At 43.1% G+C, this 13,647-nt stretch carries 14 protein-coding genes; 10 read left to right on the forward strand and 4 right to left on the reverse strand.

The window, feature by feature from the left end; genetic code table 11:
- The first annotated feature begins 25 nt into the window (after window positions 1–25).
- Window positions 26–1,105, forward strand: a complete 1,080-nt coding sequence (locus AC3CH4_RS21035; RefSeq protein ID WP_488543745.1) for a sensor domain-containing diguanylate cyclase — start codon at window positions 26–28, stop codon at window positions 1,103–1,105.
- Window positions 1,106–1,142: 37 nt separating this feature from the next.
- On the opposite strand, the gene AC3CH4_RS21040 is transcribed toward AC3CH4_RS21035, so the two are convergent.
- Window positions 1,143–2,138, reverse strand: coding sequence for a helix-turn-helix domain-containing protein (locus tag AC3CH4_RS21040; protein WP_488543746.1), 996 nt, complete (start codon window positions 2,136–2,138; stop codon window positions 1,143–1,145).
- A 159-nt stretch (window positions 2,139–2,297) separates the two neighbouring features.
- On the opposite strand from AC3CH4_RS21040, the gene AC3CH4_RS21045 reads away from it, so the two are divergent.
- From AC3CH4_RS21045 to AC3CH4_RS21060, 4 genes are read left to right on the forward strand one after another with little or no spacing between them, the layout of a single operon-like run.
- Window positions 2,298–3,419 carry an HlyD family secretion protein gene (locus AC3CH4_RS21045; protein ID WP_054545666.1) on the forward strand — a complete coding sequence of 374 codons (1,122 nt, stop codon included), beginning with the start codon at window positions 2,298–2,300 and terminating at the stop codon, window positions 3,417–3,419.
- Window positions 3,409–4,428 (forward strand): DUF2955 domain-containing protein, encoded by a 1,020-nt coding sequence (locus AC3CH4_RS21050; protein WP_065207094.1) that lies wholly within the window; start codon window positions 3,409–3,411, stop codon window positions 4,426–4,428. The genes AC3CH4_RS21045 and AC3CH4_RS21050 overlap by 11 nt, the downstream gene beginning before the upstream one ends.
- 22 nt (window positions 4,429–4,450) lie before the next feature.
- Window positions 4,451–5,551, forward strand: coding sequence for an AI-2E family transporter (locus AC3CH4_RS21055; protein ID WP_114634989.1), 1,101 nt, complete (start codon window positions 4,451–4,453; stop codon window positions 5,549–5,551).
- Entirely contained in the window at window positions 5,552–6,211 is a 660-nt protein-coding gene (locus AC3CH4_RS21060; RefSeq protein WP_016796765.1) for a potassium channel family protein, read from the forward strand.
- A 112-nt stretch (window positions 6,212–6,323) separates the two neighbouring features.
- Here the strand turns inward: AC3CH4_RS21060 and AC3CH4_RS21065 are convergent, their stop codons facing one another.
- A complete protein-coding gene (locus AC3CH4_RS21065; protein WP_488543747.1) occupies window positions 6,324–6,863 on the reverse strand; it encodes a DUF3332 domain-containing protein in 540 nt (179 codons plus the stop codon).
- Between the two features lie 259 nt (window positions 6,864–7,122).
- Window positions 7,123–7,296, reverse strand: coding sequence for a hypothetical protein (locus AC3CH4_RS21070; protein ID WP_488544364.1), 174 nt, complete (start codon window positions 7,294–7,296; stop codon window positions 7,123–7,125).
- Between the two features lie 254 nt (window positions 7,297–7,550).
- Here AC3CH4_RS21070 and AC3CH4_RS21075 point away from each other — a divergent pair, with 254 nt between their 5' ends.
- On the forward strand, window positions 7,551–8,144 hold the full coding sequence (locus tag AC3CH4_RS21075; protein ID WP_114634991.1) for a hypothetical protein: 594 nt from the start codon (window positions 7,551–7,553) through the stop codon (window positions 8,142–8,144).
- Window positions 8,145–8,375: 231 nt separating this feature from the next.
- On the opposite strand, the gene AC3CH4_RS21080 is transcribed toward AC3CH4_RS21075, so the two are convergent.
- Window positions 8,376–8,585, reverse strand: a complete 210-nt coding sequence (locus AC3CH4_RS21080; RefSeq protein ID WP_004731601.1) for a hypothetical protein — start codon at window positions 8,583–8,585, stop codon at window positions 8,376–8,378.
- A gap of 971 nt (window positions 8,586–9,556) precedes the next feature.
- Here AC3CH4_RS21080 and AC3CH4_RS21085 point away from each other — a divergent pair.
- The 4 genes from AC3CH4_RS21085 to AC3CH4_RS21100 all read left to right on the forward strand — a co-directional run bounded on the left by AC3CH4_RS21085 (window position 9,557) and on the right by AC3CH4_RS21100 (window position 13,262).
- Window positions 9,557–10,489 (forward strand): siderophore ABC transporter substrate-binding protein, encoded by a 933-nt coding sequence (locus AC3CH4_RS21085; RefSeq protein WP_114635078.1) that lies wholly within the window; start codon window positions 9,557–9,559, stop codon window positions 10,487–10,489.
- 99 nt (window positions 10,490–10,588) lie between these two features.
- Window positions 10,589–11,542, forward strand: coding sequence for an ABC transporter permease (locus AC3CH4_RS21090; protein ID WP_016793445.1), 954 nt, complete (start codon window positions 10,589–10,591; stop codon window positions 11,540–11,542).
- Window positions 11,535–12,485, forward strand: a complete 951-nt coding sequence (locus AC3CH4_RS21095) for an iron chelate uptake ABC transporter family permease subunit (RefSeq protein WP_016793444.1) — start codon at window positions 11,535–11,537, stop codon at window positions 12,483–12,485. The genes AC3CH4_RS21090 and AC3CH4_RS21095 overlap by 8 nt, the downstream gene beginning before the upstream one ends.
- Before the next feature lie 12 nt (window positions 12,486–12,497).
- Window positions 12,498–13,262: an iron ABC transporter ATP-binding protein gene (locus AC3CH4_RS21100; protein WP_488543748.1), complete on the forward strand. Its 765-nt coding sequence runs from the start codon at window positions 12,498–12,500 to the stop codon at window positions 13,260–13,262.
- Window positions 13,263–13,647 lie beyond the last annotated feature (385 nt).

Raw genomic sequence — 13,647 nt, forward strand, 5'->3', positions numbered from 1 at the left:
CATTCGCCCATCACTAGAGCAGACTATGAATAAGTTAAGTTTGGACCGAAAAATGCCGCTATACGTGGTGTCTACACTTGCCCTTAATATGGCAGTTAGCTTGTGGTTATTGAGTATGGCTTCTTCGGCAGTCATGGCTTTTTCTGTGTGCGCGTTGTTTTTTCTCAGCACCATCATTACCGCACGCCTATATCGACATGAAATGGCTCAAAGCAAGAATAGCTTGTCTGAAGCGATCATTGATGGCGTCGCTGGTTTTATCATCCTCGATAGTCAATTGAGGGTAATACAAGTTAATCAACAGTTCTCTAGAGTTTCAGGCTATGCCTTTAACCAAGTCGAGTCTCGCCCGATTTCTGATCTCTGTTTTATGAATAACAGCAGTTTAATATCGACCATTACTCGCTCACTCAAGGAAAACCAGAGATGGAAGGGGGAGTTGAGTGGAGTCAGTCGACTTGGCGAACATTTTACTGTGAATGTGGTTGTCGAAAAGTTAGCTGAAATACTGTCGCACAATAATAAATATGTGGTGACCTTTACGGATATTAGTCGACGCAAAGTATTAGAACGTCGATTAAGAATGTTGGTGGACACAGATTCTCTCACAGGGTGCTGGAACCGCCGCCGTTTTGATAAAGATCTCAACCATTATTCAAACTTAGCGGAGCGTTATGGTTATACACACTCTTGTTTGGCGTTGATCGATTTAGATCATTTCAAGGCCATCAATGATAATCATGGTCATGATCAAGGTGATTCAGCGCTGAAAGAGGTCGCAGAACTGTTGAGAAATAACAGTCGAGACACCGACATCGTCGCGCGAGTAGGCGGCGAGGAGTTCGCTATCTTGATGCCCGAAACTAATTTAGCAGAAGCGTTTGAGGCGATGTATCGATTGAAAGAAGTGATTGCCAAAGGAACAACACTGAACCTGACTGTGAGCAGTGGTGTGTCTGAAATACAGGCACAAGCCGAAGCGACCTATCGCAGTGCGGATAAGGCGCTTTATCGCGCTAAAGGTAATGGGCGAAATAGAGTGTGTAGCTCTAGTTCTAGTTCTAGCTCAGGCTCGGGCAGTGCAGCGCCCATTGTCCTTGGTTAGGCGTGTGTTGCAATTAACTAATCGGTGAGAGCGGTATCTAAGCCGAAATCGAGCGTTGATAGATCTTGGGTGTTAACCCTGAAACGCGCTTAAACGCACGAGAAAAATGCGAGATGTTGGTGTAACCGAGCTGGCTAGAAATGTAGGTCAGCGTGTGGCCTTCTTCCATCAGTTCGCAAGCTACCGAAAACATCAGGTTTTCTTTGATCTTTCGATAAGTGGTGTTTTCGTTCTTGAGTTTGCGTTGGAACGTTCGCACTGAAAAGTTGAGCAGCTCTGCAGCGTCTTCAAGAGAGAGGTCTTGCTCTTTCATGTACGGCTTTAGAAGCTCATAAACGCTATCGGTAAAGCTGGTATGCCACTCAATGAGTGTCGGTTTAGCACTGAGTTCTTTAGAGGTTAGGCGAATTGGGAGTTGTAAGATTTCTTCAGGAATAAGCACAGCCGTCGACGACTGATCAACAAATAGCTGGCAACTATTTGGTACTAGTGTTTTGACGACATCGATATCGTGCCCTTGCAAGCGAACCTTACTAGGTAACCAGGATGATTGGGATAAAATGGTTATTAATTCAATGATATATGTAATCGCAAAAGCTTCCCCCCATTGAAACATAGGGGAGTTGTCTTCGGGGGCAGTTCGGCAAAACCAGCTCTGACCGTGTTCTTGAATAAACTCGACTTTGCTGCCTGGGGAGTCATAGGCAAAGATTGAATTGATCTGTTTTAGTGCATCACCAATGGTTTCGAATTCGGTAAATTGATGCAAAACATTTGGGATGATTCGACGTCGAAATGCGAGTCCAAGAATATCGGTGAACCGAGATACGCCGAGTTGTGCTGATGTCAGATAAATCAAACGCTTAATGGATTCCGATGGCACAAAATCACTTTCTGATTCGATAAGGTCGGGTGGTAAGCCGGAATCTTTGAGCAACAGATGTAAATCAAGACCATAGTCAGAAAAAACCTGAACCAGAATTTTAGCGTAGTTCGTTTGAATTACCGGGACTTGGTAGTGACTAGAGGTCATTGGAATACAATCCTGTATATATTGTTGCATTATTAGACGTGCATATCATTTGCAACGTTTTGTTTACTAAATCTAACCCTATTTACTTGAGTTTTCCATCGCTGGGTTTATTTTTAAAGTATTAATTTTGTTGATCTTAGTTATCTAGAAGGGAGTCCCATGTCAGAAGCCAAAGGGAATAAGCAAGAAGCCAATGAAGAAGTTGGCCAGCAAGAAAATGGAAAAGACAAAGTAAGAAAGGTCACAAACTACCTATTGTTGTTTGTTGCATTCATGTTGATCTTCAGTGTCATTTCAGACCGCATCATCCCTATTACTGATAATGCTCGTGTAAAAGGTTATATCGTTCCAATCAAGCCAGAGGTGTCGGGTAAAGTACTCGATATACTGGTTCAACCTAACCAACTGGTTAATCAAGGCGACAAGTTAGCCATTTTAGATGAGTCTGATTACAAAATTGCAGTACAACAAGCCGAGCAAAATTTAGAGATTGCAGGCCAAAATGTCGGTGCTCAAACCGCGAGTATTGCTTCAGCTCAAGCGAAACTCACTTCAGCGATTGTTGAAAGACAAAACACCAAACTGCAAGCCAAGCGTGTTTTAGAGATGGCCGATAAAGGTGTGGTTTCTAAATCAGATGCAGATAAAGCGCGAGCAGCATTAGCGACCTCTCGGGCGGCTGTTGTGAATGCAGAGGCTGATCTTGAAGGTGCGAAGCAACAAATGGGTAAAGAGGGACAAGAAAACAGTCAAGTGAAAGCGGCGTTGCTGGCACTTGAACAAGCTCAATTGAACCTAGAGCGCACCGTGATTACCGCGCCGACACAAGGTGGTGTTTCTAACTTTAGCCTGTCTGAAGGGTTTTATGCATCGGCAGGGCAAGCAATCATGACCTTTGTTTCAACCGAAGATATTTGGATTGAAGCTTATTATCGAGAGAACAGCCTAGGTAATGTAACGGTCGGTGATGAAGTTGAAGTGGCGTTGGATTTCGCACCGGGCAAAGTGGTAAAAGGGCGCGTAAGTAGTATCGATTGGGGGGTTGATTGGGGGCAAAATGATCAAGCAGGTAAGCTTGCGCAAGCTAGCCAACAAACGGGTTGGTTGCGTCAAACACAGATGCTTCCTATCACTATTGAATTTGAACGAGATGAGATGCAAGGCATGCTTCGAGTGGGTGGCCAAGCGGATGTGATTGTTTATAGCGGTGATAACTTTGTTTTCAATGCGATAGGCAAAGTATGGATTCGTCTGATTAGCGTATTGTCTTATGTCCGATAAGCCGATTCTTGACCAGCAAACACAGCAACGGATCCTGAGGTATACGGTTGGGGTCACGTTGGCTGTTTTCTTGGCGGCATGGATAAACTGGCCACTTGCGTTTGTGGCGCCAGTGTTCACTGCTAAGTTCCTAATTGATAAACCAAATCTCCATAAGGAAACGGTCTACGAATTGCTCTTGGCAGTTGTGGTGACTATGGGGTTAGGTTTATTGCTGTCGCGAGGCATTACCCATTACCCAATCCCATTGCTGATTTTAGTGGGGCTAATGATGCTTTGGGGTTACTACTTGTTTGTCGACCCTAAATGGAACCTGTTCGCCACCATATTGTTGATTGCTGTCTTGATGTTGCCATTCATGGCGATTGATAACCCTGGCGTTTCGGTAATGCTGGCATCTGGCTTAGCAACTTCTGGTGTGGTTTCAGTGATGATCTTTGCGTTAGTGCATGTATTTTTCCCTGAGCCTAAATCGGAGTTCTCAGGTTTTGCTGCTGCACCACTCGAAAAGAAACAGCGTTGGTATGCGGCCTTTAGAGCGATGATTATCTCCTATCCAGTGGTATGTTTTTTCTTTATTTTTCAAATATCTGAAGCTTTATTGACAATGATGTTCATCGCGCTGTTATCGTTGATGATTACGTCAGAGAAGTCGATAAAGTTGAGTGCTTTTCTAGTGATAAGTAACGGTATCGGGGGGTTGCTCGCGATAGCGGCTTTTTCAATCCTTTCGATTGTTCCTAATATTATCTTCTACTCTTTATTCATAGGCTTGGTCGCTATTGTGATCGCCAAGAAGATCTACACAGTTCCCGAAAAAGCGCCGATTTTCGCCACTGCATTTAGTACGTTGTTAGTACTTGTCGGTAGCACTTTGATGAGCTCAGGCGACATCGATAGCAACACTCTTATACGCATATTCCAATTAGTGTTAATTGGCATATATATGATTTTGGCTTCTTTATTCCTAGAAACTCGGAATTGGAAGTTCCTACAAAACCAGCCTTAATTATGTCTTACAAGGACGTCTCATGAAGTTAACCGATGATTTTTCAAAACAGGCGATAGACGCTGCCATCAAAATCGCAGCGATTGCCATGCTCGTGTATTGGTGTTTCTCGATTTTGCGCCCATTCATTCTATTGGTTATTTGGGGGGCGATCATTGCAACTGCGCTCTATCCAGTTGCTGTCGCCATTTCAAATAAGACGGGAATGTCGAAAGGAAAAGCCAGCGCGTTATTGAGCTTTATCGGAGTACTTTTACTACTCATTCCTTTAGTTGCGCTCTCTTCCGGTATTTACACCAGTGCTTCGGACCTAATGACAGGGCTACAGGACGGAACCTTGTCTCTGCCGAAACCCAAAGAGTCCTTGCAAGATATCCCATTAGTTGGCGAAAGGGTCTATGCCGCCTTGGTCCATGCTTCTTCGAATATAGAGGGCGTGTTTATCACGTACGCAGACGAACTTAAGGTATTTGCTTCTAAAATGGCATCGATCTTAGGCTCATTGGGCGGTGGTTTTGTCCAATTTATTATCTCAACCATCATTGCAGGTGCGTTCATGAGTAACGCCGATAAATGTCAAACCGGTGTGACTCACTTAGTGGTTCGTTTAACGGATGGCAAAGGCGTAGAGCTCGTGCAGTTATCTAAATCGACTGTGCGCAGCGTTGTGCAAGGTGTGATTGGTGTTGCTGTGATTCAATCTATCATGTCGGCAATTGGTTTGGTTATCGCGGGTGTTCCAGCCGCGGCATTGTGGGCGCTAGCGGTGTTACTGGTCGCTATTATTCAGTTGCCTCCGATTCTTGCTTTGTTACCTGCCATTATTTACATGTTTAGTGTTGAATCGACACTGGCGGCGAGCTTGTTCTTAGTGTGGTGTATTTTGGTCAGTGGCAGTGACGCTATCTTGAAGCCAGTACTGCTGAGCCGTGGCTCTCACATTCCAATGTTGGTTATTTTACTCGGCGCACTGGGCGGAATGGCGATGTCAGGAATCGTCGGTCTGTTTGTTGGTGCTGTGATACTGAGTTTAAGCTATGAGCTGATGATGGCGTGGCTTGGGCTTGAAGAGAAAAACCAAGAAGAAACTGAGAAAAAACCAGTAGAGGCAGAGGACAAATAGATGAAGCCAGTCTCTAAAGACGACAACTTCTACTTCTTATTCTATGCACTGTTGGTGTTGTTTTTTGGTTGCGCGGTGATGCAGCAGTTTTATCCTCAAGGCCAGAAAACAATACTATTTCTCATCATCATTACTCTGGCGAGTTCAATTGTTGGTATCCATAAAGAGCGAGCTTTGTATCGATCTTGGTATGGGATGTTGTTGATTACGGCATTGGTGTCTGGTGTGTTTTCGTTTTTGGAAGGCTATAACCTGTCGATAGTGACGCTATCGGCGTTGGCTGTGTTCTTGTTTTCACACATTTACTCGGCGTTAAAACAGGTGATGAAAGCAAAAACGGTAACACCCAATCACATTATCGGCTCGATCTGTATTTACTTGTTGTTGGGGTTCGCTTGGTCGACCATCTACTTGTTGATTTTAGAAATATTTCCCAACGCCTTTAATGGGTTAGAAGAGCAAATCTGGCTAACGAATTTGTTTAATGCGATGTACTTTAGCTTTATCACATTGACTACGGTTGGTTATGGTGACATATCACCGGCATTACCTATTGCTCAGTTCTTCGTGTTTATGGAATCCATTATCGGCAGTTTTTACTTGGCCATAATGGTGGCGAGTTTGGTGAGCATTCGACTTACACAGTCTCAATCTCAATAGGGCATTTACAAATAATAGAGCACATACGAAGAAGCCCAGCAGTTGCTGGGCTTCTTCTATTTTGTGAGCTTTAAAGTCTTTTTAAGTTTGAACTCTGTGTGGGCGATGAATCTTACGCTTCAGTGCCTTGTATCTTCTCTAATTCAGCGATGGTCGTTTGTGACACAAGCTGACCATCCATGTAATAGCTAACGTTTTGACCCTCTTTGATACCTGTCAGAGTTGCCGTTTCACCAGAGGTATAGACGATGTCCATTTGAACCGTGTTTTCGTCAATCTTAATCATCTCACCCGTTTCAATCGTGCGATTGTTTGAAATTGGCCCAACAGGTGCTTCTTTCAAGCTTGAGTCTAGGTCGTCGTTCACTTCGAAGTGTGTATCTGTTTTTGTATCAAATACGTGTGGTGAACCACTGATTGGGTTTTTACCTGTCCAGAATTCGAGTGAGTTGAATACGACATAGTCGGCTGCGGTTGTAATACCGTACACAGGCGCTAATAAGAAGTTTACACCTGCACGAGCATAGCGGTTATCGACAACTTCAACGTTAAATTTCATCACTTTCCCTGTTACGGCGTTGCTGCCGATACAACCAGTTAGCGCAGAAGCCAAAACCGTTAGTCCTACAATTTTAAGTGCAATCTTTTTCATTTTAGTACCTGTATAAGTTAGAAGTCTGTTTTGTTGGAACAGGTGTAGTATGGTTTTTATTCGATTCAGAGTTTTACCATTTAGCGCCACTGACGATAGAAAATTGGTTATGTACTTTAAGTATCAAAAGCTAGATCTAGAAAACCGGACATAGAAAAGCTGGCTACAAAAATCGGAGCATAAAAAAAGCGCGACCTAATAGGGCGCGCTTTTGGGTATTTGGATAAGTCGTAATGAAAACAACGACTCCAATACAGAATTACTTCATCACATAAGAATAGGCCGATACGGCAAGCCAGCGGAAAAATCGAAATAAAAGGGTAGTGGCTTTAACGGTAAACTTGGCGATTGATACCGTTGCTTCTGCACCAACGCTAACGCACTTATGCAGATCGGATTCTTTGTATTCGGAATAGGTCATATGTTTTCTCATTTCTCGCTGTTGTCTTTCATATGTAAGTAATGACTCCTGTCTGGCGATATACCCTGTACGACTAATGTACGAATATTCATCGATAGAAACTTACCATTTAATGCCAAGTAGTGTGAAAACTAGCCAAAAGATAACGTGTTGAGAGAAATTAAGTACGTACCTAGATGTAACCTATCAAGTTACCGAAAAAACAAGGTTATATAGTGGTATGATCGCGGGCTCAGCACCATAAGTGATAAAGAATAGGAAACAGAATGACTCACCTTACCGATCAGCAAGAAGCTGCAATGGCGACGTTTAAGGAAAACTTACACCTTCCAAATGGTGGTTTTCATAAACTGATTATCGATCTAAGTAAGGAATATCAGCTGCCATTTCAAAAGGTGCGCGCCGTTTTAAAGAAAGCTCAAAAAGACGTCGAACGTCAAATACGCGAAGATTTTGCGAGTATCGATGATAGGGTTCTTAGCCAAGAGAATTGGGTGAACATCATTAAGTCAAAACTTGTCGAACTGGCGGAAGATAACCAAACGGTGATGGATAAGTTGCAACTCAATCTGAAATATCAAAAAGTATTGTCGGCAACCAATGGTTCAATCGCAAGTGAAGACGAGCGTGACGAATTGATTGAAGAGTTGATTCAAGCTTATGAAAAAGAGGTATTCAAACCTTTACTGGCTATGCTGCATACAACAAAGCTGTATTGGAAATTAATGCTGGTGGATGAGACATGTAAGATGAATGAGGAAAATCGTGAGAAATTCAGTGATTACCCTCAACACATGCAAGCTGCAGAACACTTATATACTCTTGATCAAAAGTTAAGGTCGATGCCGTTAACTTATTAGTCCATGAATGCACTGATAATGACTCATTGGTGATTCAGAGTTTGATATAAGTTGGTTTCAATAGAAGTACGATAACCTAGCTAGCGTTAGCCGCGTGTGAAATGCAAAAAGGGCTAGGTTTCTGTTCTGTTTTACTTCTACTCTATTTTGTTCTGCTAGAGCGAATTGAGGGTGACATCTTTTACATCTTTGGGACTAAACGGTGTTTCTTTTTGTAGCCTATGGGAAATGCTATAGGAGTGTGAAATGTCCTAGGGTGTTTCCGTTGCCTGAAACAATAGTTCCGATGCTTTCTCGTTCATTAAATTCAAAATCGATGAGATAACTGTGATGTTGTAGCTTGGGCAATATGTGGCGGTGGAGTATATCGCTATTGAGCTGTCGAATCTCTGTGACCCATGAAATTTCTTCTTTGTGTAAGTCTATTTTAATCTTGAGCATTTATTACCTTTTAGTTTATTGACTGATTTGTCGCGTGATAGTTGGTACCAATGGGTTTGTCGTGTTGTTCTGCGTGACATAACTGTGCCTTGTGTTTATTACATTTATATTTAAGTGATCGATCTATTTTGACTTCGCTAGCAAAAGAGCGAATGACGATAGATCGGTAGTGAGGATCGAATTTAAAAGCTATTGAATGACTATCTAGGTGAAAGCTGACGCAGAGATGGTGTAACGAGGAAATCGAGAACTGTCTTTGAGGAACTTGGACTTACTTTAGCATTAACAGCTCTATAGATTAGAGCCAAGTGGCGCACTATACGCCTAGTTTTTTGAATTGCAACTCTATTTTTAATTAAATTTAAAAATATTTTTGAATGATTTGCCGTCGCTTGTTGAGAGTTAAATGAGCGATGGGCAGGTAATTCACCATGATACCTGACCGATGTTTGGCTTTGCACCGCTTTGTGTTCTTTGTCATTAGTGGTTTTAATTGTTCAGCTAATTTATTTATGATTAAGTATCTGTTGTATATAGTCTTTACATTGTAAATTACAAGTCGTGACTCTGAGGTTGAGCGTTGTAATTCTGGAGTTTGGCGTCGTAATTCTGTGATTTAGCGTTGTAATTACAGGATTTTCGGGCACTTTTCCCCATCAGTTTATTCTTCAGATTGATGATCATTTTCCTCTTCGCGTCTTTTTGCTATTTCTGATCCCGAGTATCTCTCCTGACTACGCAAAATATGAATACTCACTTTTACATTTCTGAATAATAAAGTTGTTGTGTCGCCAGTTTAACGCAAATATAATTGATAATAGTTCTCACTTGCGTTACGGGTTTGTTATCAAAGCAATGACAGACTTTAAATTATCGTTATTTAGCCGTTGTGTTCGCCCCATGCTCGCCTATGAGTAGTGTGACTTTCATTGTCATGAGTGGTGGTTAGTATCAATGGCAAAGGAAGAAACATGAAGAAAACAATCAATTCAGTTCGCCAGTTGTTAAGCGGGTTTGCCATCATTCTTGCATCATCATTACTGATGACCGCTCAAGCGAAAACCGTGACCATTGAACACGTAAAGGGCACGGCGCAGTTTACTGAAGTACCACAGCGCGTTGTGGTACTTGGCTTTGGTAGCTTGGATGTGCTTGATCAAATTGGTGTACAGCCAGTTGGTGCGCCTCATAGCTTGCTGCCCGATTACCTAGCTTCGTACAAAGAAACGACAGCAAATACAGGATCATTGAGTGAACCGGATTTTGAAGCTATCTACATGTTGAAGCCTGACATCATTATCGCGGAAAACCGTATGCTTAAGGTTTACGACAAGCTGGCACAAATCGCTCCAACGGTCATGTTCTCTATTGAAGGTGATAAATACTGGGCTGATGCTCAGCAAAACTGGCGCGCGCTAGGTGACATCTTTGGTAAGCAAGCTGAAGTAGAAGCGATAATCAAAGAGACTCAAGCGTCTATCACGGCGGTAAACGACAAAGTTGCGTCTGACGAAACGTCTGCAATGATGCTGATGAACAACGGCAACAACATTGCGATGTTCAATAAGGGCAGTCGCTTCTCGATCATTTTTGATGATTTTGGTTTCGAGGAGTCAAAGAGTGCGACAGTGGCTCCAATTAAAGGGACTCACGGCAACCTAATCTCGTTCGAATACATTGCTGACGCAAAACCTGAAGTGCTTTACGTTCTTGACCGCGAAAAAGCGATCGGTAAATCAGAAGGGCGCGCACAACAGCTGTTTGATAACCCATTAGTTGCGGCGACACCTGCAGCGCAGAAAGGCAACATCGTTTACCTTGATTCAAGTGCTTGGTATTTGGCTGGTGGTGGCGTGACAGCGATTCACAGAATGTTGGGTGATATTGAACGAACGATTCAATAGTCATCAATCATCAGATTTTTGGGCTTATAAGAGCGTTCTTATAAGCCCTTTTTCACTTTTCATACGGACTCAAAGAGCCCTACCTTTAGTATTATTTCTATGTTGAAACCCATTGCCGCTGCTGTATTTCTTGTTGTGTTATGCATTATGTCATTGATGATTGGAGTCGCTGAAATCAGTTTTAGCGACTTCTTCAATGGCAACCAACACGCCAACTCTATTTATGTTGTTAGTCGAATCCCTCGACTGTTCGCGATTGTACTTGCCGGTGCGGGCTTGAGTGTCGCTGGCTTGATCATGCAACAGATCGTGCAGAACAAGTTTGCCGCGCCTTCGACTATGGGTACCATTGACTGCGCCATGCTTGGCTACATAGTCGGTATTCTGGTTCTGGGCAATGCAGCGCAATGGAGCTACTTAGGTTTCATTTTCGCGTTTGCGGTTTTCGGAACCATGCTATTGGTCCGCTTCCTACAGCACCTCAAGTTCAAGAATGCGGTGTTGGTGCCTTTGATTGGCATCATGTATGGCAACGTTGTTTCGTCTCTAACAACCTTTATTGCTTACAAGTACGACTTAGTACAAACCATGTCGGCATGGACAATGGCGAACTTTGCGAGTGTGTTGCAAGGCAGCTATGAAATTCTTTACCTCGCAGTGCCTGCTTGTGTGTTGGCTTACTACTTCGCGAGTCAGTTCAGTGCGGCGAGTATTGGCGAGAGCTTTGCGAAAAACATCGGCTTGAATTATCAGAAGATCGTCTTCATTGGTGTTGCATTGGTCGCTATCTGTGCCTCTTCTGTGGTGATGATCGTTGGTGTTATCCCATTCCTTGGCCTTATCGTGCCGAATATCGTCTCGCTAATGATGGGCGATAACATGAAGAAGATTCTGCCTTGGACAGCCTATTGGGGCGTGATCTTGGTATTGGTTTGTGACTTGTTAGCTCGAATCGTCATCTTCCCTTATGAGATTCCAATCTCGATGGTAATCAGCATCTTTGGTGGCTTGATTTTTATCTACCTAATCATGAGAGACAAGTCGAATGCGTGATTCAGTAAAAATTGCGATTCTGGCCATCGCGTCTTTGTGTATGGCGGCAGTATTTGTGGGGCAGGGACTTACGTGGGATAACTATGAGTTCTTCTTGTCTCTGCGACTACCAAAATTGCTGTCGATTGTGTTGGCGGCGGTGGCGATCTCGGCGTCGTCATTGGTTTTCCAAACCATCACTAATAATCGAATTCTAACCCCATCCATCTTGGGCTTTGACAGCTTGTATATGCTGGTTCAAACGGTGCTTCTGTTTGTGTTTGGCAGTACAAGCTTCTGGGTCATTGATTCAATCGCAAACTTTTCGATGTCTGTAACCGTGATGATCTTGTTCTCGTTTGCTCTGTTCCATTTCTACTTTAAGAGCAAGCGAAATAACGTATTCACACTGCTTCTGATTGGTATCGTGTGTGGCAGCGTATTCTCGAGCTTAGCGAACTTCCTTGCGATGTTGATTGATCCCAATGAATTTGCGGTGTTGCAGAATGTGATGTTTGCAAGCTTCAATAACGTGAAAGGCGAACTGGTTTACCTCAGCCTTATTCCATTAGGTTTGAGCTTGCTTGGCCTGTGGTTGTTAGCACCTAAGCTTGATGTGCTTTGGCTTGGTGTCGATAACGCAACAAGCTTGGGCGTGAATACCAAGCGACTGACTCAGATTACCTTGGTTATTGTGTCAGTGATGGTCGCGGTATCAACTGCCTTGGTTGGCCCGGTACTTTTCTTCGGTTTAATCACAGTAAGTTTGGCTCGTCAGATATTCAGCTCTTATCAGCACCGTACTCTAATCATCGCTAGCAGCTTGTTAGCGGTAGTGTTGCTCGTGTCTGGTCAATGGTTCATCGAAAAAGTAATGGCGTTTGAAACCACAGTGAGTGTGATCATTAACTTGGTCGGTGGTTTGTATTTTATGTTCTTGTTGTTACGCACCAGAATTCAGTAAAGGTAGTAAGTAGTGATTAAATTAACAGGTTTAACTAAGAAGTATGGCAAGTCACTCGTGGTTGATGATGCCAGTGCTATGTTCCCGAAAGGAGAAGTGACTTCTATCATTGGCCCAAATGGTGCGGGTAAAAGTACACTGCTTTCAATGGCAAGCCGTTTAACAGACAGTGACGCGGGTGAAGTGGTCATTGGCGATAAGTTATTGGCTGAGTGGGATACCAAAGAGCTAGCCAAGCACCTTGCCGTGTTAAGACAGTCAAACAACATCAATATGCGATTTACGATTCGTGAGTTGGTTTGTTTTGGTCGTTTCCCACACTCTCAAGGTCGCTTGAAAGACGAAGATCATAAGATCGTCGATACAGCGCTAGAACACCTTGGCATTACCGATATCCAAAACAAATACCTTGATGAGTTGAGTGGTGGTCAGCGTCAAATGGCGTTTATCGCGATGGTTGTGGCGCAAGATACCGACTATGTGTTCTTAGATGAGCCTTTGAATAACCTTGATATCAAACACTCGGTTGAAATCATGCAGACGCTTCGTCGCTTAGCACATGAGTTTAATAAAGCGGTCGTTATCGTTATTCACGACATCAACTTTGCTTCGTGTTACTCAGATAACATTGTCGCGATGAAAAAAGGCCAAGTGGTGAAGTCGGGCAAGGTATCAGAGGTGGTTGAAAAGACTGTAATGGAATCGATCTACGAGATCCCGTTTGAGATTCGTGAGTTCGATGGTGTTCGAATCTGTATGTATTACTCAGGTCGTTAATTTCTATTACCCAGGTCATTGGTTCTACTGCTCTGGTCGTCAATTCTATTGGCTCGGATCAGTTCTAACTCCTAAGACTCATCTTACCCCTACCGAATACTCAAACGAATGAGCTCCCAATGTGGAGCTCTTTTTGTTTCTTGTTGTCTTTGCTTCTTACTATCTTAGTTTCTTACTCGTTTTGATTCATTGCCCAAATTTATCCGATATCGTCGGGAGCGTGGTGAGATATCTAATAACACGCGGAGAATAGTTACCCCAAGTACCAAGGTATGTTTAAACCTAATCCCTGAGAATGCGTGTATTACGAGATAAGTCGCATAAAGATTTTACGTCGAGTTTTTGACATCAAGCTGTACTCATCGTTAGTTTGATGTCAGTCGAA

The sequence above is a fragment of the Vibrio sp. QJM3NY_26 genome (assembly GCF_057786005.1).

Excerpts from the sequence above, each read along its gene's own strand:
- AC3CH4_RS21035 (WP_488543745.1), top strand. The coding sequence starts at position 26 with ATGAATAAGTTAAGTTTGGACCGAAAAATGCCGCTATACGTGGTGTCT.
- AC3CH4_RS21040 (WP_488543746.1), bottom strand. The coding sequence starts at position 2,138 with ATGACCTCTAGTCACTACCAAGTCCCGGTAATTCAAACGAACTACGCT.
- AC3CH4_RS21045 (WP_054545666.1), top strand. The coding sequence starts at position 2,298 with ATGTCAGAAGCCAAAGGGAATAAGCAAGAAGCCAATGAAGAAGTTGGC.
- AC3CH4_RS21050 (WP_065207094.1), top strand. The coding sequence starts at position 3,409 with ATGTCCGATAAGCCGATTCTTGACCAGCAAACACAGCAACGGATCCTG.
- AC3CH4_RS21055 (WP_114634989.1), top strand. The coding sequence starts at position 4,451 with ATGAAGTTAACCGATGATTTTTCAAAACAGGCGATAGACGCTGCCATC.
- AC3CH4_RS21060 (WP_016796765.1), top strand. The coding sequence starts at position 5,552 with ATGAAGCCAGTCTCTAAAGACGACAACTTCTACTTCTTATTCTATGCA.
- AC3CH4_RS21065 (WP_488543747.1), bottom strand. The coding sequence starts at position 6,863 with ATGAAAAAGATTGCACTTAAAATTGTAGGACTAACGGTTTTGGCTTCT.
- AC3CH4_RS21070 (WP_488544364.1), bottom strand. The coding sequence starts at position 7,296 with ATGAGAAAACATATGACCTATTCCGAATACAAAGAATCCGATCTGCAT.
- AC3CH4_RS21075 (WP_114634991.1), top strand. The coding sequence starts at position 7,551 with ATGACTCACCTTACCGATCAGCAAGAAGCTGCAATGGCGACGTTTAAG.
- AC3CH4_RS21080 (WP_004731601.1), bottom strand. The coding sequence starts at position 8,585 with ATGCTCAAGATTAAAATAGACTTACACAAAGAAGAAATTTCATGGGTC.
- AC3CH4_RS21085 (WP_114635078.1), top strand. The coding sequence starts at position 9,557 with ATGAAGAAAACAATCAATTCAGTTCGCCAGTTGTTAAGCGGGTTTGCC.
- AC3CH4_RS21090 (WP_016793445.1), top strand. The coding sequence starts at position 10,589 with ATGTTGAAACCCATTGCCGCTGCTGTATTTCTTGTTGTGTTATGCATT.
- AC3CH4_RS21095 (WP_016793444.1), top strand. The coding sequence starts at position 11,535 with ATGCGTGATTCAGTAAAAATTGCGATTCTGGCCATCGCGTCTTTGTGT.